21 protein-coding genes and 1 pseudogene are annotated in these 18,498 nt (G+C 71.1%); 5 read left to right on the forward strand and 17 right to left on the reverse strand.

The features are described 5' to 3' along the window. Positions 1-604: biotin/lipoyl-binding protein (locus ACE3TA_RS19230; protein WP_374575951.1), on the reverse strand; the 604-nt coding region annotated here is incomplete at its 3' end. Between the two features lie 156 nt (positions 605-760). Between ACE3TA_RS19230 and ACE3TA_RS19235 the strand changes: the two genes are divergently transcribed. Beyond that, entirely contained in the window at positions 761-2,191 is a 1,431-nt protein-coding gene (locus ACE3TA_RS19235) for an efflux transporter outer membrane subunit (RefSeq protein WP_374575952.1), read from the forward strand. A 127-nt stretch (positions 2,192-2,318) separates the two neighbouring features. Here ACE3TA_RS19235 and ACE3TA_RS19240 read toward each other — a convergent pair. Beyond that, a pseudogene (locus ACE3TA_RS19240) lies at positions 2,319-2,569 on the reverse strand (transposase zinc-binding domain-containing protein); the annotation flags it as partial. A gap of 26 nt (positions 2,570-2,595) precedes the next feature. Continuing rightward, positions 2,596-3,486, reverse strand: coding sequence for a LysR family transcriptional regulator (locus tag ACE3TA_RS19245; protein WP_374575953.1), 891 nt, complete (start codon positions 3,484-3,486; stop codon positions 2,596-2,598). A gap of 117 nt (positions 3,487-3,603) precedes the next feature. Here ACE3TA_RS19245 and ACE3TA_RS19250 point away from each other — a divergent pair, with 117 nt between their 5' ends. From ACE3TA_RS19250 to ACE3TA_RS19260, 3 genes are read left to right on the forward strand one after another with little or no spacing between them, the layout of a single operon-like run. After that, positions 3,604-4,149, forward strand: coding sequence for a carboxymuconolactone decarboxylase family protein (locus ACE3TA_RS19250; RefSeq protein ID WP_374575954.1), 546 nt, complete (start codon positions 3,604-3,606; stop codon positions 4,147-4,149). A gap of 55 nt (positions 4,150-4,204) precedes the next feature. Beyond that, positions 4,205-4,831, forward strand: coding sequence for a pyridoxamine 5'-phosphate oxidase family protein (locus ACE3TA_RS19255; protein WP_374575955.1), 627 nt, complete (start codon positions 4,205-4,207; stop codon positions 4,829-4,831). 2 nt (positions 4,832-4,833) lie between these two features. After that, the gene (locus ACE3TA_RS19260; RefSeq protein WP_374575956.1) at positions 4,834-5,307 is read left to right on the forward strand and encodes a DUF1348 family protein; all 474 of its coding nucleotides are present in this window, start codon (positions 4,834-4,836) and stop codon (positions 5,305-5,307) included. Positions 5,308-6,141: 834 nt separating this feature from the next. On the opposite strand, the gene ACE3TA_RS19265 is transcribed toward ACE3TA_RS19260, so the two are convergent. From ACE3TA_RS19265 to ACE3TA_RS19275, 3 genes are read right to left on the reverse strand one after another with little or no spacing between them, the layout of a single operon-like run. Beyond that, complete coding sequence (locus ACE3TA_RS19265) at positions 6,142-7,056, reverse strand: HEPN domain-containing protein (RefSeq protein ID WP_374575957.1); 915 nt, start codon at positions 7,054-7,056, stop codon at positions 6,142-6,144. Continuing rightward, a complete protein-coding gene (locus tag ACE3TA_RS19270) occupies positions 7,053-7,589 on the reverse strand; it encodes an N-acetyltransferase (RefSeq protein ID WP_374575958.1) in 537 nt (178 codons plus the stop codon). The genes ACE3TA_RS19265 and ACE3TA_RS19270 overlap by 4 nt, the downstream gene beginning before the upstream one ends. A gap of 3 nt (positions 7,590-7,592) precedes the next feature. Beyond that, positions 7,593-7,886: a DUF1778 domain-containing protein gene (locus tag ACE3TA_RS19275; RefSeq protein WP_374575959.1), complete on the reverse strand. Its 294-nt coding sequence runs from the start codon at positions 7,884-7,886 to the stop codon at positions 7,593-7,595. Between the two features lie 176 nt (positions 7,887-8,062). Here ACE3TA_RS19275 and ACE3TA_RS19280 point away from each other — a divergent pair, with 176 nt between their 5' ends. Further along, the gene (locus tag ACE3TA_RS19280) at positions 8,063-9,076 is read left to right on the forward strand and encodes a LysR family transcriptional regulator (protein ID WP_374575960.1); all 1,014 of its coding nucleotides are present in this window, start codon (positions 8,063-8,065) and stop codon (positions 9,074-9,076) included. Here the strand turns inward: ACE3TA_RS19280 and ACE3TA_RS19285 are convergent. Genes ACE3TA_RS19285 through trbB form a run of 11 tightly spaced genes read right to left on the reverse strand, consistent with a single transcriptional unit; the run spans position 9,033 to position 18,496 of the window. Beyond that, a complete protein-coding gene (locus ACE3TA_RS19285; protein WP_374575961.1) occupies positions 9,033-9,269 on the reverse strand; it encodes a DUF2274 domain-containing protein in 237 nt (78 codons plus the stop codon). The genes ACE3TA_RS19280 and ACE3TA_RS19285 overlap by 44 nt on opposite strands. Further along, the gene (locus tag ACE3TA_RS19290) at positions 9,269-10,486 is read right to left on the reverse strand and encodes a TrbI/VirB10 family protein (RefSeq protein WP_374575962.1); all 1,218 of its coding nucleotides are present in this window, start codon (positions 10,484-10,486) and stop codon (positions 9,269-9,271) included. Before ACE3TA_RS19290 ends, ACE3TA_RS19285 begins: the two co-directional genes overlap by 1 nt. Continuing rightward, positions 10,483-11,490: a P-type conjugative transfer protein TrbG gene (gene trbG, locus ACE3TA_RS19295; RefSeq protein ID WP_374575963.1), complete on the reverse strand. Its 1,008-nt coding sequence runs from the start codon at positions 11,488-11,490 to the stop codon at positions 10,483-10,485. The genes ACE3TA_RS19290 and trbG overlap by 4 nt, the downstream gene beginning before the upstream one ends. Further along, positions 11,487-12,170: a conjugal transfer protein TrbF gene (trbF, locus tag ACE3TA_RS19300; protein ID WP_374575964.1), complete on the reverse strand. Its 684-nt coding sequence runs from the start codon at positions 12,168-12,170 to the stop codon at positions 11,487-11,489. The genes trbG and trbF overlap by 4 nt, the downstream gene beginning before the upstream one ends. 3 nt (positions 12,171-12,173) lie before the next feature. Then, positions 12,174-13,421, reverse strand: coding sequence for a P-type conjugative transfer protein TrbL (gene trbL / locus ACE3TA_RS19305; RefSeq protein ID WP_374575965.1), 1,248 nt, complete (start codon positions 13,419-13,421; stop codon positions 12,174-12,176). Positions 13,422-13,425: 4 nt separating this feature from the next. After that, positions 13,426-13,698, reverse strand: a complete 273-nt coding sequence (gene trbK-alt, locus ACE3TA_RS19310; RefSeq protein WP_374575966.1) for a putative entry exclusion protein TrbK-alt — start codon at positions 13,696-13,698, stop codon at positions 13,426-13,428. 11 nt (positions 13,699-13,709) lie between these two features. After that, entirely contained in the window at positions 13,710-14,444 is a 735-nt protein-coding gene (gene trbJ / locus ACE3TA_RS19315; RefSeq protein ID WP_374575967.1) for a P-type conjugative transfer protein TrbJ, read from the reverse strand. Between the two features lies 1 nt (position 14,445). Further along, the gene (gene trbE, locus ACE3TA_RS19320; protein ID WP_374575968.1) at positions 14,446-16,890 is read right to left on the reverse strand and encodes a conjugal transfer protein TrbE; all 2,445 of its coding nucleotides are present in this window, start codon (positions 16,888-16,890) and stop codon (positions 14,446-14,448) included. Between the two features lie 12 nt (positions 16,891-16,902). Continuing rightward, on the reverse strand, positions 16,903-17,181 hold the full coding sequence (locus ACE3TA_RS19325) for a VirB3 family type IV secretion system protein (RefSeq protein WP_374575969.1): 279 nt from the start codon (positions 17,179-17,181) through the stop codon (positions 16,903-16,905). Next, on the reverse strand, positions 17,181-17,531 hold the full coding sequence (locus ACE3TA_RS19330; RefSeq protein ID WP_374575970.1) for a TrbC/VirB2 family protein: 351 nt from the start codon (positions 17,529-17,531) through the stop codon (positions 17,181-17,183). Before ACE3TA_RS19330 ends, ACE3TA_RS19325 begins: the two co-directional genes overlap by 1 nt. Beyond that, a complete protein-coding gene (trbB, locus tag ACE3TA_RS19335) occupies positions 17,528-18,496 on the reverse strand; it encodes a P-type conjugative transfer ATPase TrbB (protein WP_374575971.1) in 969 nt (322 codons plus the stop codon). The genes ACE3TA_RS19330 and trbB overlap by 4 nt, the downstream gene beginning before the upstream one ends. Positions 18,497-18,498: the final 2 nt, after the last annotated feature.

The following is an 18,498-nucleotide window of genomic DNA, read 5'->3' on the forward strand; positions in this document are numbered from 1 at the left end:
GCAGGCGGTACTCCACACGGCCGGCGGCCGGGGCCTTCAACTGGGCGTCGGCGATCGCCGAGCGGACCTCGGCGAGCTGGGCGTCGGCCGCCGCCACCATCGCCTGGGCCTGGGCCTCGGCGGCCTGCGCGCCGGCCAGGGCCTGTTCGGCGGCGTCGCGCTGGGTGCGCCGCCGGTCGGCGTCGGCGCGGGAGACGGCCTCGTCGTCGACCAACTCGTCGGCGCGCCGGGTTTCGGTGCGGGCCAGATCCAGCGCCGCGCGGCGGGCGCGGACCTCGGCGGCGGCGCGGACCTGCGCCTCGCGGGCGGCGGCGATGTTGGCGCTGGCCGCGGCGGCCCTGGCGTCGAGCTGAGAGGTCTCCTGCGTCGCCAGCACGGCGCCGGCGGACACCTCGTCGCCCTCGCGCGGGACGACCGAGACGAGACGTCCGGCCATCTTGGCGGCGACGATGTAGCGCTGCAGCTCGACCCGCCCGTTGGCCTGGGCGATTCCCGGCGGAAGGCCGTCGTGATTCTGCGCGCGCCAGACCAGATAGCCGCCAGCGGCGGCCAGGACGACGAGGGCCAGGAGGACCGGCGTGAGCCGTTTGATGTTCAATCGCATTGGTTGCACCGACTTGCGAAACTGAAAATCACCCTAGCGCGCTGCGGCGCAGCATGAATTGATCCAGAGCACAGCGCGTGCCGGCAGCAAAGCGCAGACTGCGGCCGGTGCGAGCCGGGGGAAAATTTGATCGGCTCCAAGCCAGGAGAAGTACGGATGATCACGCGGCGGGCCTGTCTGCGCGCTTTTTCAACCCTCGCCACGGTGTCCACGACAGGCGTCGTTTCGGCCTGCGCGGTCGGTCATCCCTATATTGCGCCGCAACCAAACCTGCCGGCCGCCTTCCCCTCCCAGGGCGCGGCGAGCGGCGATACGGCCGTGGCGCTCGCGTCCTGGTGGAATGGGCTGGGCGATCCGCAACTCAGCGCCTGCGTCGAGCGCGCGCTAAAGGCCAACGCCGAGTTGGAGATCGCCCAGGCGCGAATCGAGCAGGCGAGGGCCGCGTTCGACGAGGCCCGAGCGCTGTCGCTGCCCATCGGCGCGGCGGCGGCGAGCGCCGGCCGTGGCTCGGACAGCACGCTCAGTCCGGAGGGCCGGCTGCTGGGGGCGTTCCAAGCGGGCCGCGAGACCGATCTCTACAGCAGCGTGCTGGCGGTGGGCTGGGAGGCGGACCTGTTCGGCAGGCTCAAGCAGGCGCGCGAGGCGCGCTCGGCCTTGGTCGAGTCGGAGGCGGAGAAGGCGCGGGCGACGCGGGTGGCGGTGGCCGCGGAAACGGCCCGGGCCTATGTCATATTGCGTAGCCTGCAGCAGCGGAAGATCGCGCTGGGCGCCCGCGTCGACCTGGCCGGGCAGGCGCTGCGCCTGGCCGAGCGCCGGGCGGCGGTGGGCGAGGGGGCGATGGTCGAGGCGCGCAAGGCGCAGGCGCAACTGGCGGCGCTGCAGGCCGCCCAGCCGCAGCTCCAGACGGGGCTGGAGCGGACGGCGGACGCGCTCGACCTGTTGCAAGGCGCGCCGCTGGGCCACAGCTGGGAGCTGCTGGCGGCGCCGGGCGAGCTTCCGGCAGCCCTGCCCGAGGCGGTGCTGGACGCGCCGGTCGCGGCGGTGGCGCGCCGGCCGGACGTGGCGGCCGCCGAACGGGCCGTCGCCGCCGCACACGCCGGGGTGCGAGCAGCGCTGGCGGAGTACTATCCCTCGGTGAGCTTGGGCGGGTTGGTCGGCTATTCGCGCACCGAGCCGGAGCAACTGTTCGACCCTGAGGCGCGCCTGTGGGCCGGCGGCGCCTCGGTGCGCTGGCGGATCCTGGACTGGGGGCGGCTGAACGCCGACCTGCGCTCAGCCAAGGGGCGCGAGGCCGAGGCGCTGGCGACCTATCGCTCGACGGTGGAACAGGCGGTCGCGGAAATCGACACGGCGCTTTCCTCGGTGCGCGGCTCGGCGGAGCGGGCCCGGCGGATCGCGGCGTTCGTCGATTCGATGCAGGGCGTTCGCCGCGCCGCGGCCCGCGCGCACGAGGTGGGCGCGGCGACGCGGGACCCGGTGCTGCAGGCCGACCAGGAGTTATGGCAGGCTAAGGACCAGAGCGTGCTGGCTAGGACCGCTGCGGTGGAGGCATCGATTGACCTCTATCGGGCGCTCGGGGCGGTCTAACAGGAAGCAGAGTCTTTCATGTCATGTGACCTGTGGGATACGCCGGTCGCCGGCGGCCAGTACGATTGTTGAAGGCTTTGCCTGCGCCATTCGTTGGCCGGCATCTCAACTCCCCGAGTCGCCGCCGGAGCAAGTCCACCTCGCGCTCCGCGAGCCAGACCCTGGCCGCCGCGCCCTGGCGCTTCGGGCAGTGGCGGTTGCGGCAGGAGTTGTCGCTCACCGCCAGCCGCTCGCAGCCGTCGCAGCGGGCGACGTGGCCGCCGAGCCAGGCGGTGCGGCAGGCCTCGATGGCCGCATCACCTTGAGCTGTCGGAGGCTCAGGCGTCCGGCATGCGCCCGGCGGAAGGCCTCGCCGTGAGCGCGCAGGATGTCTCCCATGGCGCACAGGAGTCCTCGACCGGCGCTCACCGCGAGAGATGCGCTAACTCCTGTGTCAGGTGGGGCGCGGCCATGTCCAGAAAGGCCCGCGCCTTCAGCGCGACGCGGCCTTGGCCCGCATGTATCAGGCTCACATCGAGGCTCGGACCGTCCAAGTGTCTGAGGATCAATTGCAGACGCCCCTCCCGCACCGCCGCCGCCGCCTGATAGGACAAGATTCGCGTCACGCCGATCCCTTCAATCGCCGCGTCGAGCGCAGACTCCGCCGTCGTCACCGTCAGCCGCGTGCGACCGCGTTCCCTGGACGAGCCAGGCCAGGTATCGCGCTCGCCGAGCGCGCTGAAGACGATGGCGTCGAGACGGTCGAGATCCGCCTCCGTCCGCGGGGTTCCATGCGCGGCCAGGTATGCCGGGCTGGCGCAGAAAACGCTCCGAACGGCGCCGACGCGGGTCGCGACCAACGTGCTGTCGGGAAGCGGGCCGATACGGACCGCGACGTCGATGTGGTCCTCGATGATGTCGGTATTCCGGTCGGAGAGTTCTAGGCGAACCCGGACCTCGGGATGACGCGCGAGGAAGGCGTTCACCAGGGGCAGGACATGGAGCCGTCCGAACAGGATCGGGGCCGCGACCAGCAGTTCGCCCTTCGGCGCCAGATATTCCCCGGCCGCCGATCGCTCGGCCTCGTCCACCTGATCCAGAATGCGTCGCGCCGATGCGAGGAAGCTCGTACCGGCGTCCGTCAAGGCCAGCTTGCGTGTCGATCGGACGAGCAGGCTGGTCTGAAGGTGAGTTTCCAGATGGGTGAGCTTGCGGCTGATAGTCGGCAGGGGCATGCCCAGCCGCCGTCCTGCGGCCGATAGGCTCCCGGTGTCCACGATAGCGACGAAGATCGCCATGGCTTCGAGCCGATCCATACATTCTTCCAATTAATGGAATTAGTATTCTCAAAATGGCGGGATAACCTGGATTTTTGAGAACGTCTACACCTTGGCCATCGCGGTGCCGCCGCCGATCCAGCCAAGGAGTTTCCCATGTCCCGCATCGCCATTCCCGCCCGAGACGCCGCCCCGGCCGCCTCGCACTCCATTCTCGACGCCGTCAATGTCCAGCTGGGCGTTGTGCCGAACCTCTACCGGCTCGTCGCCCTCAGCCCGGCCGCGCTTACGGGCATGACGAGCCTGTCTGGCGCCCTCGCCAAGGCGCTGGACGTGAAGACCCGCGAGCGTCTGGCCGTCGCCACGGCCCAGGCGAACGGCTGCGACTACTGCCTGTCCGCCCACACCTACCTGGGCCTGAACCTAGCGAGCCTGACGCCCGAAGAGATTGCCCTCAACCGCCAGGGCGCCTCCACCGACGCCAAGGCTGATGCGGCCGTGCGGTTCGGCAAGAAGGTCGCCGAGACGCGCGGTCGGATCGAGGTCGCCGACCTCGACGCGGTCCGCGCCGCCGGCTTCACCGACGCCCAGGTCATCGAGATTGTCGCGGTCGTGGCCCAGAACTTCCTCACCAACCTCATCAACAACGTCGCCAAGACCGAAATCGACTTCCCCGTATGCCTGACCGCGGAGGCGGCCTGATCCGACGGGTGCGGCCGGCCCGCCGGCCGCACCTCACCACCTGGAGATGATCCCCATGAGCTACGGCTTTCTCGGCATCGCAATCACAACCAGCGTGCAGGCCGCGCAGGCCGCCAACGGATCGGCGGCGCTGTGGTCGAGCCTCGAGGCGGACCGCGCGTCGGACCGTTTCACCCCCAACGAGGCCGATTTCATCGCCGCGCGCGACAGCTTCTACGTCGCCACCGTGTCCGAGACCGGCTGGCCTTACGTGCAGCATCGAGGCGGGCCGCCGGGATTTCTGCGCCTGCTGGACGAGCGCACGCTGGCCTTCGCCGATTTCCGCGGCAACCGGCAGTACCTGACGCTGGGCAACGCGGCCGCCAACGCGCGGGTGTGCCTGTTCCTGATGGATTATCCCAATCGCCGCCGCCTCAAGATCTACGGCCGCATAACGTCGGTGGGCCTGGATGGCGACCGGGAGCTGGCCCGCAGCGTGGTCGCCGACGGCTATCGCGGCCGGCCCGAGCGCATCCTGAAGATCGCGCTCGAAGCCTTCGACTGGAACTGCCCCCAGCACATCACCCCGCGCTTTACGCCCGCCGAGCTTGCCGATTCGCTTGTCCCCGAGCGCGAGCGCATGGCGCGGCTCGAGACCGAAAACCGTGAGCTGCGCGCCCGCCTGGCCGCCCAAGGAGGCTGACCATGATCTCGACCGAACCGCCGCCGCGCCCGCCCTTCACAATGGAGAGCGCCGTCCGCAAAGTGCGTCTGGCCGAGGACGCCTGGAACACGCGCGACCCCGCCCGTGTGGCGCTCGCCTATTCACCCGACAGCCTGTGGCGCAACCGCGCCGAATTCCTTGAAGGCCGGCCGGCCATCGAGGCCTTCCTGACGCGCAAGTGGTCGCGCGAACTCGACTACAGGCTGATCAAGGAGCTCTGGAGCTTCCGGGAGAACCGCATTGCGGTGCGCTTCGCCTACGAGCATCATGACACCCACGGGCAGTGGTATCGCTCCTACGGCAACGAGATGTGGGAATTCGATGAGGCGGGCCTGATGCAACGGCGCTACGCCAGCATCAACGACCTGCCGATCGCCGCGTCGGAACGTGCGTTCCTGTGGCCGTCAGGGCGCCGCCCCGACGATCATCCGGGCCTCAGCGAGGTGGGCTTCTGATGGTCGGCTCGCCTGGCCTGCGGATGACTGCCTTGGCGCTCGGCGTGCTGGGGATTTGGGCCGCCCTGATGGCGAGCGGCGCGCCGCAGTTCGTCGATCTGGGATAGCTGGCGATGATCCAGTTGCCGGAGGCCACGGGCCTCGCGCTGGAGCCCCGGGCCCGGAGGGGCGGGCGAGCCGGCGTGCGCTGGCGCTTGGTCGCTCGGGCGCCGCTGGTGACCCTCGCGGTCGCGGCCGCCGCAGGCTTGGTCCAAGTGCATGGCTCTGTCGCCGGAGCCGGATCCATCGCGGCGGCGACCGGCGGTGCCGCACTGATCAGCATTCGGTAGGAATGGGGCGAGGCGGGCGGCGGCCTGGCGCTTGCGGTCGCGTTCGTGACCGGCTGCCTGATCTATCGTGCACTGCTGACGCGGCTGCGCGGGCGCGCCGAGTCATGGCTTGCAGCCACTGCGGATCATGCCGCGCCGAATGCGGTGCGAGCCGCGCCGATGCCGGCCGGCTTGGGCGGCTTTCAATACCCCGCCGACTGGCGACTTTATCCGGCGCCGGGGCGCCCAGTGTTCCCGGTGCTGGCGGTTGGAATTGTGCTGGCGTTGGGGCGGGCGGGTCGATCACCGCCGATCGAGGCCAGCTTTAGCTGTGGTCAATTGATGGGGGCTCGAGTTCCGCTTTCCGGCGAGACTCCTGCTCCCGTGCTATCCTCCCCCTCGTTGCGTTCGTTCTTGTGCGGTAGGTTGCGGCCGTCGGGGGGCCTGCGGGCATGTCCAGGGGCTTCGGCGCTAAAACCCGTAGGGATCGTCGCACGGTCTTTCCACCTCCCCGACTCCCCGTTCTTCAGCCGGCTTCGCGGGCGAGGGCTTCGAGGCGTTCCTCACAGAGGGTCCTGACGAGGTTGCGGAGTTGGTCGATGCGTCCGCCCAGCCACTCGAGCTCCTCGGCCGTGATCTTGTAGTGGCGCGAGTAGCGCGCCTTCACATAGGCGGCGCGGATGAGCTCGTAGCAGCGGCGTTCGAACTTGGTGGCCGACGGCCAGACCTCCTTGAGCCGAGCGTCCATCCCCTCGGCCAACGCCCGTAGACGGTTCAGATTGTGGGTCTTGGGGCTATAGAGCGTCAGGACCAGGAAGTAGCAGTGGTACAGGCGCTCTGCCGTCTGATGTAGGTCGAATGCGGCCACCTTTGGAGCGCCGTCAGCAACTGCGTGCCGGTACTGCCGATAGAACTGCTCTGCGCTCTCCAACCACTCCTCATAATACTCCTGCGCCTCCTTCAGCGCCGCCGCGGGCGGCAGCGGCTCGGGATTGACGAACGGATGATCCGGCTCCTCGAAGAGCACGATCCCTTCGCGCAGGATGTCCATGAAGAAGTAGCGGCCGAGCCGCAGCTTCTCGTTCACGTCGTCCATGCTGTGGACGATCAGGCTGACCGGGGTACGCAGGCGCTCGCCGGAAGCGAGCTCGGCGAGCAGCCGCTCCTCGGTCGCGAGCCAGAATTCGCCGGGATCGGCGAGGTCCTCGTGGGTGACGACCACCAGGAGGTCGTAGTCCGAGAAGTAGCGGCCGACGGGGTCCTCGACCCAATCTCCGCGGGCATAGGATCCGAACAGGATGATCTTCAGGATGCGGCCTTCGCGGAACCGCGGCGCCGTGCGGTGCGCGACGGCGGCGGCGAAGCCCTCGCGCACGACCTCGACCACGAACCTCAGTTCGTGGCGCTTGCCGGTGGGCAGGTGGTCGAGGCGCTTCTTCATCGGGGCGGGCCGTGGGAGACACGAGGCTCGGCGAGTTCGGCCGCTGCGGCCACCGTCGAGGTGAGTAGGAAGAGCCGATTTGGCCTGTCCGGGAAGGGCTTGAACCCAAAAGCCGCATAGAAGACGCGCGCTGCCTCATCCTCGGCGTTGACCAGGATGGCGAAGACGGCGAGGTCACCGGTGACGCCGAGAATCCGCTGGAGGGCGTCCGCCAGCAGCAGGTCGCCGACGCCCTGACCCTTGACCCTGAGATCTCGCGCCAGCCGTCGGATGAGCGCGGCCGGGATGGCGTCAGAGCGGGGAAGCTTGCCCGCCAGGTCCGGTGGCAGATCCTCCAGCGCCAGGGTGAAGGCGCTCAGCGAATAGAAGCCGAGGACGCCCAGGTCGTCGTCGAGCGCCACGAAGACGCGGGCGAGATTGCGCCGCTCGTCCTGGCCGGCCCGGCGCTTGAACCAGTCGTCGAGGCCGGGCTGGCCGCAGGCGAAGGCCTTGCGGTCGTGAGCGTTTTGGAGTGGCTCGACGGTGAGCGCCAAACCTCAGCGCACCTGGTCGCGATGCCCGCGCAGGGCCTGGACGAGACGATCGGCCGGCTTCGGTGGGCGTCGCACCGCGTCGAGGAAGGCGTCGCGATCGGCGCCGGTCAGCATCATGCGCTCATGCTCGTCGAGGACCCGGCGCGCGCCTTCATAGGCGAGGTCGCCGGCCGTGAGGCCGCTGACGGCGGAGGCGCGCTGGATCAGCGCCTTGGCGGAAGGCGCAACGCGCAGCTCGATGCGCTCCTTCTTGAGCTCGTGCGACCCGCGTGCGCGGCGGGAGGATGGGGAGGTCATGGCGCATCCTTTCGGTGCGCCATTTGTACGGTAAATCGCCGTGCGGTTCAAGGCGTCAGGCCTCCTGGCTGGACCGCCGTCGTGCGGCGGGAGATCGCAGGATATCCGGCCAAGCCCCTATATTTGAAAGATATATTCGAGCTATAGGCTGGCTATAGCCGCCTGCGGCTGCCGGAATGGGCACGCCGGTCATGGGATCGCCGGAGGAGGGAGCGAGCATCCTGGGATCGGTCGCGCACCAAGGGACGTATTCGGCGAGGGCCGCGGCCGGTGGATTCGCCGCGGCGGTGCCACTGGGGATGAAGCTCAACCACCTGCGCTACGTGCTGAGCGCCGCCGAAGAGGGCAGCTTCCGCCGCGCGGCCGCCAGCCTCAACATCCAGCAGTCCACGATCAGCCGCCGCGTGCGGGAGCTTGAGGATCGCCTGGGCACGACGCTCTTCAAGCGTGAAGCCGGCGGCGTGCGCCTGACCCGCGCCGGGCGAGCGTTCCTGGCGCGCGCACGCGAGGCGGTAACGCACCTGGCGGAAGCGGCGGACGTTGCGGGCGCCGCGGCCCGCATCGAGCGGGGCGTCTTGCGCATCGGCCTGGTGCAGCCGCCCGGGCGGGGGGCTTTGTCGGACCTGCTGCGCCGGCTGGTCGGGTCACACGTCCCGGCGAGCTTCGCGCTGACGGAGGGATCGCCCGATCAACTCCTGGCGGCCGTAGCGCTGCGCCAGATCGACCTCGCGATCGTTCCTGACGGCGTCGAGGCCCATGGCCTGCTCACCGCCCCGCTCTGGCGGGAGGCCCTGCTGGCGGTGATGCGGACCGATCATCCGGGCGCCGGCAAGGCGCGTCTGACGTGGCGGGACCTTGCCGCAACGCCGCTGCTCGTTCCTGACGGCGCGATTGGCTTGGCGATCGGTCGGAGCCGCAGGGATACTGCGCCCTCCAACCCCGCTGCCTCCGCCTCGGCCGCGACGGTCCTGGACCTGGCGGCATTGGGGCAGGGGATTGCTGTCCTCCCTGCGTCGCAGGCGGGACGGTTGGGCGCGGATCTGGTGGCCCGGCCCATCTCCCGCGGCGATCTCGGCTTCCGCGCCGCCTGGTCGCCCCGCAACGACAAGCTTGTCCTGCGGCGTGCGCTGCGGCTCGCCAGCGAGGTCACGGCGGATCCTGCGGGGCGCTGGTCCGCTGGCCGCGGATGAAGCCGCGATCGGTCGACATGAAGCGCTCGATCATCGGCACAATGAGCTTGGCGGGCTCGCCGACCGGCTGGCCGGTCTCGCGCGCCAAGGCCGCGGCGTAGGCCGTGAGCAGGCGGTGGACGCTCGCCGGCAGGTCGATGGTGAGGCGCACGGGGCGATCGTCGGCGAGCGGGCCGAGCTTCAGCTTGCCCATCAGCGGGTCTCCTGCGGCAAGGGGGCGAGGACGAGGTCGCGGGTGACGATCACCCGCACGGGAGAACCGGGACGGATGGTGAGCGTGGGCTGGACGTCGAGCTCGCGGCGCACCAGGGCCTGACCGGTCTGGTTCGAGGTGTCCTGCGTGCCGCGGCGCAAGGCGGTGACCAGGTCGCTGTCGTTGTTGCTGGAGCCCGTCTCGGCGCCGACGCCCAGCAAGGTCGAGACAAGTGTGGCGCGGACGATCCGGCCCCAGTGTTGGTCGACGCGGTCCTCAAGGCCCGCGAACCCCTGCGGGTCGGCCCCGGGCTCGCGATCGAGGGGGATCGAGGCCCCGCCTGGCAGGATCAGCCGCGTCCAGACCAGCAGCGCGCGATTCTGGCCCCAGGCCACGCTGGAGTCGTATTCACCGATCAGCCGCGCGCCTTGCGGGATGAGCAGTAGCCGGCCCGACGGGCTGTCATAGACGTTCTGGGTGACCTGGGCGGTGATTTGGCCAGGCAGGTCTGAGCGCAGGCCGGTGATCAATGCCGCGGGGATGACGCTGCCCGCCTGCAGGACATAGGGCGAGACCGGTGGCGTGAGGCGTCCCGGCGCGACGGTGGGTGTCGGTGCGCCCGTCCCGGTGAGGAAGGCGTGCTTGGCCGCCTGGCCGGTCGGCGCGGCCGCCGCGATGGTCGGCGCCGCTTCCGCCGATGACGCGCTAGAGGGGGCGGTGGAACTGGCTGCGCCAACCTCAGCCAACCCACCAGGACTATCCGCCGCGAAGAGGCGGCTCGTGCGGGCCGCCTCGCGCGTCTGGCGGACCCGCTCCACCGCCGGATCGGGCGGCTTGCTCGCCGCGCTCGCACCTGGCGTGCCGCCGATCGAGGGCGGGCTGACGCCGGCGCCGGCGGCGTTTGCTGCGACGATTGGCCGGCCGAGATCGCCAGGCAGCGGCGGGCCGAGCCTGGGGATCTGGCTGTAGTCCTTCGGCGCGCCGGCGAGCGCCTCGGCCATCGCCTTCCCGTCGATATTGACCGGATTGGCGTGAACCTTGTCGGTGGGGCGATGCTGCAGGGCGACGACGAGCGCGCCGCCCACGCCCGCCGCCGTCACGGCGGCGAGACCGGCCAGGACCTTGCGGGAGAGGCGGGTGACGCGCGGGGCCGGCACGCGCAGGCGGAAGGCGTCTGCGGACGGGCCCTGGCCGGGATCGGGGAGGGCGTCGCTCATCGCCGGGCCTCGGGCGTCGCGCGGACGATGCGGACGCGGCGGGCGTCATGCTTGTCGCCCAGGCGTAGCTCGGCGACCGCGAACAGGCGATCGACGATCATCCGCCGGCCGGCGATCCGATAGTTGACCAACTCACCTTGGCGGCCGGCGCCCAGGACGAAGAGCGGCGGCATCTCGTCCTGCCCGACGTTCGTCGGGAACTCGATATAGACCCGCTTGCCGTCGTCAAAGGCGCGGATCGGCCGCCAGGGGACCTTGTCGCCCTCGATGCGATAGCCGAAGTCGAGGGCGTCCAGGTCGAGGCCGCTGGCCGCCGGGGCGGTGGCGGCGGCCTCGCTCGCCTTGGCGCGTAGCGCGATCAGCGCGTCCTGGGGATAGGTCCAGGAGACCTCGGCCATGTAGGTGGCCGGCGTGGCGCGCAGCTCCAGGTGATAGGTCCGCCGGTCGGTGTTGATGATCAGGTTGGTGACGAGGTCGTGGGCGGTGGGTTTCAAGAGCACATGGACGCGCCGGAACGCGCCCGCGCCGCTCTCGGTGTCGCCGATGATCCAGCGCACCGTGTCGCCAGCCGCGACCGCGCCGGCGCCGACCAGGGTCTCGCCGGGTTCGAGGGCGATGTCGGTGACCTGTCCGGGCGCGGCGTAGACTTGATAGAGCGCGCCGTCGGCGTAGGCGTAGCGCTGCATGGCGTTGACGAAGCCGTCCCGGGTGGGCTGGATTCGCGCGTCGGCGTTGGCCAGCGCTACGCGGCGGGGCGGACCGTCGAGGGGCGCGATCGCGGGCGCGCGGCTCGGCATGGGCTTTAGCTGTCCGGGCTGGGGCGCCGGTAGGGCCGGCGGCGGCGGGAGGACGGGCGCGGGCGCCAGGATGGCGGGCGTCAGGACCGCCGCCACGGGAACACTGGCCTGGCGCAGGGGCGCCTTTGGGATCGCGGCGCAACCGGGGCCGACGAGGAGGGCGGCGAGGGCCGCCAGCGAGGGACAGGCGAGGGCGGACGGCGTCATTGGCTGAGTTCCTTCGACCAGTTGATGGCGGTGACGTAGACGCCCAGGGGGTTCCTGCGCAGGCGCTCGGCGTCTTGGGGCGGCTGCAGGACGAGGGTGAGGATCGCCGACCAGCGCTCGGTGGCGGCCAGCGCGCCGTCCTGGTAGCGGCGCTCGGTCCAGGCGACCCGGAAGCTCGTCGGTGAGGCGCGGATGACGCTCGAGACGTCCACGGCGACTTCCGTCTTTCCGACCTCGGCGAAGGGGTCGGCCTGGCGGGCATAGTCGTTGAGCGCCAGGGCCCCGCGATCGGTAGTGAAATCGTAGGCGGAGAGCCAGTTCTGGCGCAGCACGATCGGATCGGCCGGCAGGCTGCGCACGGCCTCGATGAAGCGGGCGAGATGGAAGGCGATCTGTGGGTCGCTCGGGTGGAAGTCGGCGGTGGCCGGCGCGATCGCGCGGGCCTCGCCGAGACGGTCGACCTCGACCACCCAGGGCACGACGCTGCCGCGCAGGGTCACCCAAGCGAGCGCGCCGGCGAGCACGATGATCGCGGCGCCTTCGCAGAGCGCCAGGGTCCAGACCCGGCGGCCGGTGACGGCCACCTCGCCGATCCGTGCATCCCAGGCCTGGCGCGCGCGGGCGTAAGGCGTGTCGAGCGGTGGGGTCGCGCCATAGTGGACGGAGGGGCGTCGGAACATGGATCAGGATCCTTCTGAGAGGTCGACAGAGGTCCCGGCGCCGCCGCCGTCGCCCTCGCGGACGGCATGGCTGGCGGCCGCGGCGCCTTGGCCCAGCGCCTGCTCGCGGCGCAGCCGGCGCGCCCAGGGTGGCGGACCTTGCGGGGACGGGGGAGGGGGCGACGGGGCCGCGGCCGCGCCGGCGCCTTGAGCGGCCTGACCGGCATGGAACCTCGCGCCAAGGTCGGTGGCCGCGCGGCGCAGCGGGCTGGCGGCGGCCCGGGCGAGGCCCAGGGCGCCCCCGGCGCGCCATCCGCCCGCCGCGGCGCCGGCCAGACCGGCGGCGCCTCGCACCACGCCCGCCGCGCCGGCGGCCACGCCGCCGACGCCCAGCGTCGCGGCCGCCGCGCCCGCGGCGAGCACGCCCCCGGCGGCGAGTCCCGTGCCGACCGCCGCCCCGGCGCCCAATTGCGGACCGCCGGAGATCAGGCCGTTCGCGATGCCCGGACCGAAGATGCCTAAGCCCAGGAGCGCGATCGCCGCCAGGACCAGCGTCAGTACGTCCTCGATGGTCGGCTGGCCCGCGCCGAATCCTGCGGTGAAGGTGGAAAAGAGGGTCGAGCCGATGCCGACGATGACGGCCAGCACCATCACCTTGACGCCCGAGGCCACGACGTTGCCCAGCACCCGCTCGGCGAGGAAGGCGGTCTTACCGAAGAGCCCGAAGGGCACGAGCATGAAGCCGGCGAGCGTGGTGAGTTTGAACTCGATCAGGGTGACGAAGAGCTGCACGGCCAGGATGAAGAAGCAGAGCAGCACGATCAGCCAGGCGAGGAACAGCACGGAGATCTGGATGAAATTCTCGAAGAAGGCGACGTAGCCCATCAGGCCCGAGATCGACTCCAGCAGGGGATGTCCGGCGTCGAGGCCGACCTGGGCGACGCGGCCGGGCCGCAACAGATCGGCGGCGGAGAGCCCGCCGCCGGCGGCCTTGAGGCCTAGGCCCGCGAAGCTCTCGAAGACGATGCGGGCGAGGCGGTTCCAGTTGCCGATGATGTAGGCGAAGGCGCCGACGAAGAGGGTCTTGCGCACCAGCCGCGCCATCAGGTCCTCGCCCTCGGACCAGGTCCAGAAGAGGGCGGCGAGCGTCACGTCGATGACGATGAGGGTGGTGGCGATGAAGGCGACTTCGCCGTGGAGGAGGCCGAAGCCGCTATCGATGTAGGACGTGAAGGTGTCCAGGAAGCGGTCGATGACGCCGGTTCCGCCCATGGCGCTACTCCTTTGAGGTTCGGGCCGAAAGGCCCAGGAAGCGGCGACGGCCCTCGGCCCAGGTCGCCAGGCAGTCCGCGTCGCGCGCGCCCGCCTCGCCGAGCGCCTGGCAGTGGCGGAGCGCCGCCGCGAGCGGATCGGGCGGCGGGCTTGGCGGACCTGGGGCGAGCGGCGGGTCCGCCGCTGGCGGCGCCTGGCGCAGCGCCAGTGCGGAAATCCCCAAGGCGAGCGCGGCCAGGCCGACGCCGGCGAGCCGCAAGAGGCGGGTTGTGGACATGGAGGACGGGCCTAGTCGTGGAACATCGACACAGTGACGGCCCGATAGCCTTGGCCTGGCGCCAGGAACCGGCGGAGCTGCTCGCGAGCCTGGTCCTCGGCGGCGGCGCGGCGGGCGGCCTCCAGATCCTGGGCGCGGCCCTGGGCGGCCAGGAGGGCGGCGAGGTCGGCAAGCTGCTGAGTCTGTAGGGCGAGGAGCTGGTTGCCGGCCTGCGCCGCCTGCAGGGCGCCGCTCGCTGACTGGCTGGCCCCCACCAGCTGGCTGATCTGGTCGCGGGCGCCGCCGAGGTTGCCGACCACGCCGGCCTGGACCTTCAGCGCGTCCTCAAAGCCGGCCACGCTGTCGCGCCAGCGCTCATGGGCGTTGTCGACGAGGGTCTGGTCGGAAGCGGAGACGTCGACGGCGCCGTAGCGGGTGGAAAAGGCCTGGTCGATGGTCTGGACGTCATAGGCCAGGCGCTGGGCCTGCTGGAGCAGCGCGCGGGTCTTCTGCACCTGGTCCTCAAGCGCTTTCAGGCTCGAGAACGGAAGGCTGGCCAGGTTGCGCGCCTGGTTGATCAGCGACTGGGCCTGGTTCTGCAGCGAGGTGATCTGGTTGTTGACCTGCTGCAGGGCGCGCGCGGCGGTGAGCACGTTCTGCGCGTAGTTGCTGGGGTCGAAGACCACGATGGCGCCGGCGGGCGAGGCGGCGGCGAGGAGGGTGGCGGCGCAGGCGGCGGCGAGGATGGCGCGGTGAGGCAGGGGCATGTCAGGGCTCCGGGGTGAGGGTGAGAAGGAGGTCGGCCGCCCAGTCCAGGCCCCGCTCGCGCAGCCAGGCGGCGGCGAAGCCTTCTGCGCCGTGATCGGCGAGGAGGGCGGTGATGCGAGCCTGGTCGGCCTTGGCCGAGGCGGCGGCGAAGGCTAGGGCGACCTCGCCGAGGCCCAGGTCGAAGAGGCGGTTCCCGCGACTGGACTGGCAGTAGTAGTCGCGCTTGGGCGTGGCCTGGGCGAGGATCTCGATCTGGCGCGGATTGAGGCCGAAGCGCTGGTAGAGGCCGGCGATCGTCGGCTCGAAGGCCCGGTCGTTGGGCAGGAAGAGGCGCGTCGGACAGCTTTCGATGATCGCCGCGGCGATCGGGCTCGCCTCGATGTCCGCTAGCGACTGGGTGGCGAAAACCACCGAGGCGTTCTTCTTGCGCAGGGTCTTCAGCCATTCGCGCAGCTGGGCGGCGAAGCCGGGGTCGCCAAGCGCCAGCCAGCCCTCGTCGACCAGGACCAGGGTGGGGCGCCCGTCGAGGCGCGCTTCGAGACGGTGGAAGAGATAGGCCAGCACCGGCGCCGCGGCGGCCCCGCCGACCAGGCCCTCGGTCTCAAAGACCTGGACGGGGCTGTCGGCCAGTTGCTCGCGCTCGGCGTCGAGCAGGCGCCCGAACGGTCCGCTCACGGTGTAGGGGCCGAGCGCCTGCTTCAGCCTCTGCGACTGCATGAGCACGGCGAGCCCGGTCAGGGTCCGCTCCGGCGGCGGCGCGCTCGCCAGGGAGCCTAGCGCCGTCCAGAGATATTCCTTCAGCTCCGGGCTGACGATGACCCCTTCGCGAGCGAAGAGCGCCGCCAGCCACTCGGCGGCCCAGGCCCGTTCGGCGAGGTCGTCGATGCGGCGCAGGGGCTGAAGGGCGACCTGCACCGGGGCCCCATCGTCCCGATCCGGCGCCTCGAGGGCGCCGCCGAGGTCATGCCAGCGCCCGCCCATGGCCAGCGCCGCCGCCCGGATTGAGCCGCCGAAGTCGAAGGCGAACACCTGGGCCTCGCGGTAGCGGCGGAAGGAGAGGGCGATCAGCGCCAGCAGCACCGATTTGCCAGACCCGGTGGGGCCGATGACCAGGGTGTGGCCGACATCGCCCACGTGGAGGCTGAAGCGGAACGGTGTGGAGCCCTCGGTGCGGGCGAAGAAGAGGGGCGGGGCGGCCAGGTGCTCGTCGCGCTCGGGCCCGGCCCACACGGCCGACAGCGGGACCATGTGCGCCAGGTTCAAGGTCGAGAGCGGCGGGCGGCGGACATTGGCGTAGACCTGGCCCGGCAGGGATCCGAGCCAGGCTTCAACCGCGTTCACCCGCTCGGCGATGACGGTGAAATCGCGGCCCTGGATGACCTTTTCGGCGAGGCGGAGCTTCTCGTCGGCGCGCCGCGGATCATCGTCCCAGACGCAGAGGCTGACGGTGACCAGCACCTGGCCGACCTCGTCGGAACCGAGATCCTGCAGGGCGGCGTCGGCGTCGGCGGCCTTGTTGGCCGCGTCGCTGTCGATGAGACTGGACGCCTCGTTGGTCATCACCTCCTTCAGGATGGCGGCGAGCGACTTACGCTTGGCGAACCACTGGCGGCGGATGCGCCCGACCAGGCGGGTGGCGTCCAGCTTGTCAAGCATGATGGCGCGCGTCGTCCACCGGTAAGGGAAGGCCAGGCGGTTGAGATCGTCCAGCAACCCCGGTGTGGTCGCTCCTGGAAAGCCGGTCAGGGTCAGCACGCGCAGCGCTGCATCACCGAGCCGGGGCTCCAGCCCGCCGGTCAGGGGCTGGTCGGCGATGAGGGCGTCCAGGTGCATCGGGATCTCAGGGACCGCGACGCCCTGGCGCTTGGTGGAGACGGTGCTGTGCAGGTAGGCCAGGGTCTCGGCGTCGCCGAGCCAGGCCGCTTCCGGCAGAAAGCCCTCGACCAGCTTCAGGACCCGGTCGGTGCGATCAACGAACCCGTGGGTGAGCTCCCAGGCGTCGACGCCGCGCTCGGCGCGCCCCTCATAGAGCCAGCCCTCGGCCCGGGCGGCGTCCTCTTCCGGCGGCAGCCACAGAAGGGTGAGGAAATAGACGGACTCGAAGTGGGCGCCTTCGTCGGCGAACTGGGCGCGTCGTTCGGCCTCGACGAGCGCGCTGGCCGGATCGGGGAAGGCGCCTTCGGGGTAGGCGGTGACGGCGCGCCGCTGCGCCTCGACGAACACAGCCCAGCCAGAGCCCAGGCGGCGAAGGGCGTTGTTGAGGCGCGCGGCCGCCGCCGCGAGCTCGGCGGGCGTCGCGCTGTCGAGGTCGGGCCCGCGGAAGCGGGCGGTCCGCTGGAGGGCGCCATCCTTGTTGAGGACGACGCCCTCGGCGACCAGGGCGGCCCAGGGGAGGTGGTCGCTGAGGCGGGCGGTGCGATCGGCGTAGGCGCCAAGGAACATCATGGTCGGGGCCCCTCAGACGCGCAGGTAGGCTGGGTGGCGCAGGTGGCGGCGCACCACCTCGACGAACCAGGGGTCGCGCTTGGCGGCCCAGGCCGCGGCGGCGTGGCCGGCCGCCCAGATCACCAGGCCCGCCAGCCAGAGCCGAAGGCCCAGTCCTATCGCGGCGGCGAGGGTGGCGTTGGCGATGGCGACCGCGCGCGGCGCGCCGGCCAGCAGGATTGGCTCGGTAAGGGCGCGGTGGACCGGGGCGACGAAGCCCGGGATCTCCAGGGCGGAGGGATCGCGGCCCATCAGACCAGCGCCCCGCCGCCGAAGGAGAAGAAGGAGAGGAAGAAGGACGACGCGGCGAAGGCGATGGAGAGGCCGAAGACGATCTGCACCAGTCGCCGGAAGCCGCCGGAGGTGTCGCCGAACGCCAGGGTGAGGCCGGTGACGATGATGATGATCACCGCGATGATCTTGGCCACGGGCCCTTCGATCGACTGCAGGATCGACTGCAGCGGCGCCTCCCAGGGCATGGAGGAACCCGCCGCGAACGCCGGCGACGCGGCGAGGGCGCCGAGCGCGGCGGCGAGGCCGGCGCACCTGCGGATCACACGGGAACGACGAACGCCGAGGGGCTGAGAGGCAAGGCAGGTCATGAGGGGTCTCCTTCGGGGGTGAGGCGGTAGTCGCCGTCGGGGTCGAGGCCCTCGACACGGACGAGTTCGGCGAGGCGCCGCTCTGCGCCGCGGCCGGCGAGGACCGCGACGCGCTCGATGGTGTCGGCGATCAGGCGGCGCGGGACGGTGGCGACAGCTTCCTGGATGAGCTGCTCCAGGCGCTGCAGTGCGCCGCGAGCGGAGCCGGCGTGCAGGGTGCCGATGCCGCCGGGGTGGCCGGTGCCCCAGGCCTTGACGAGGTCGAGGGCTTCGGGGCCGCGGACCTCTCCGATCGGTATCCGGTCGGGGCGCAGCCGCAGGGCCGAGCGCACCAAGTCGGTCAGGGAGGCGACACCGTCCTTGGCGCGCAGGGCGACCAGGTTGGGCGCGGCGCACTGCAGTTCGCGGGTGTCTTCGATCAGGATGACGCGGTCGTCCGTGCGCGCGACCTCGGCCAGGAGGGCGTTGACCAGGGTGGTCTTGCCGGTGGAGGTGCCGCCCGCCACCAGGATGTTGCGCCGCTGGGCGACCGCGTCGCGCAGGGCCGCGGCCTGGGGGGCGGTCATGATCTGGGCCGCGACATAGTCCTCGAGCGTGAAGAGGCTAGCCGCCGGTTTGCGGATGGCGAAGATTGGGGCCGTGGCCACGGGGGCGATCAGGCCCTCGAACCGCTCACCCGAGCCCGGCAACTCGGCGGAGACCCGCGGCGCGCCGGCATGGACCTCGGCGCCGACATGGTGGGCCACGAGGCGGATGATCCGCTCGCCATCGGCCGGCGTCAGGCGAAGGCCGGTGTCGGCTAGGCCCGTGGTAAGGTGATCGACCCAGAGCCGCCCGTCCGGGTTCAGCATCACCTCGACGACGGCGGGATCCTCGAGCCACGCCGCGATGGCGGGTCCGAGCGCCGTGCGCAGCATGCGCGCGCCGCGGGCCTCAGCTTCAGAAACACCGGTGAGGGCAGACATCG

Source organism: Phenylobacterium sp. (genome assembly GCF_041916435.1).
Classification (GTDB): Bacteria; Pseudomonadota; Alphaproteobacteria; order Caulobacterales; family Caulobacteraceae; genus Phenylobacterium.

Excerpts from the sequence above, each read along its gene's own strand:
- ACE3TA_RS19235 (WP_374575952.1), top strand. The coding sequence starts at position 761 with ATGATCACGCGGCGGGCCTGTCTGCGCGCTTTTTCAACCCTCGCCACG.
- ACE3TA_RS19245 (WP_374575953.1), bottom strand. The coding sequence starts at position 3,486 with ATGGATCGGCTCGAAGCCATGGCGATCTTCGTCGCTATCGTGGACACC.
- ACE3TA_RS19250 (WP_374575954.1), top strand. The coding sequence starts at position 3,604 with ATGTCCCGCATCGCCATTCCCGCCCGAGACGCCGCCCCGGCCGCCTCG.
- ACE3TA_RS19255 (WP_374575955.1), top strand. The coding sequence starts at position 4,205 with ATGAGCTACGGCTTTCTCGGCATCGCAATCACAACCAGCGTGCAGGCC.
- ACE3TA_RS19260 (WP_374575956.1), top strand. The coding sequence starts at position 4,834 with ATGATCTCGACCGAACCGCCGCCGCGCCCGCCCTTCACAATGGAGAGC.
- ACE3TA_RS19265 (WP_374575957.1), bottom strand. The coding sequence starts at position 7,056 with ATGAAGAAGCGCCTCGACCACCTGCCCACCGGCAAGCGCCACGAACTG.
- ACE3TA_RS19275 (WP_374575959.1), bottom strand. The coding sequence starts at position 7,886 with ATGACCTCCCCATCCTCCCGCCGCGCACGCGGGTCGCACGAGCTCAAG.
- ACE3TA_RS19280 (WP_374575960.1), top strand. The coding sequence starts at position 8,063 with ATGGGCACGCCGGTCATGGGATCGCCGGAGGAGGGAGCGAGCATCCTG.
- ACE3TA_RS19285 (WP_374575961.1), bottom strand. The coding sequence starts at position 9,269 with ATGGGCAAGCTGAAGCTCGGCCCGCTCGCCGACGATCGCCCCGTGCGC.
- ACE3TA_RS19290 (WP_374575962.1), bottom strand. The coding sequence starts at position 10,486 with ATGAGCGACGCCCTCCCCGATCCCGGCCAGGGCCCGTCCGCAGACGCC.
- trbG (WP_374575963.1), bottom strand. The coding sequence starts at position 11,490 with ATGACGCCGTCCGCCCTCGCCTGTCCCTCGCTGGCGGCCCTCGCCGCC.
- trbF (WP_374575964.1), bottom strand. The coding sequence starts at position 12,170 with ATGTTCCGACGCCCCTCCGTCCACTATGGCGCGACCCCACCGCTCGAC.
- trbL (WP_374575965.1), bottom strand. The coding sequence starts at position 13,421 with ATGGGCGGAACCGGCGTCATCGACCGCTTCCTGGACACCTTCACGTCC.
- trbK-alt (WP_374575966.1), bottom strand. The coding sequence starts at position 13,698 with ATGTCCACAACCCGCCTCTTGCGGCTCGCCGGCGTCGGCCTGGCCGCG.
- trbJ (WP_374575967.1), bottom strand. The coding sequence starts at position 14,444 with ATGCCCCTGCCTCACCGCGCCATCCTCGCCGCCGCCTGCGCCGCCACC.
- trbE (WP_374575968.1), bottom strand. The coding sequence starts at position 16,890 with ATGATGTTCCTTGGCGCCTACGCCGATCGCACCGCCCGCCTCAGCGAC.
- ACE3TA_RS19325 (WP_374575969.1), bottom strand. The coding sequence starts at position 17,181 with ATGGGCCGCGATCCCTCCGCCCTGGAGATCCCGGGCTTCGTCGCCCCG.
- ACE3TA_RS19330 (WP_374575970.1), bottom strand. The coding sequence starts at position 17,531 with ATGACCTGCCTTGCCTCTCAGCCCCTCGGCGTTCGTCGTTCCCGTGTG.
- trbB (WP_374575971.1), bottom strand. The coding sequence starts at position 18,496 with ATGTCTGCCCTCACCGGTGTTTCTGAAGCTGAGGCCCGCGGCGCGCGC.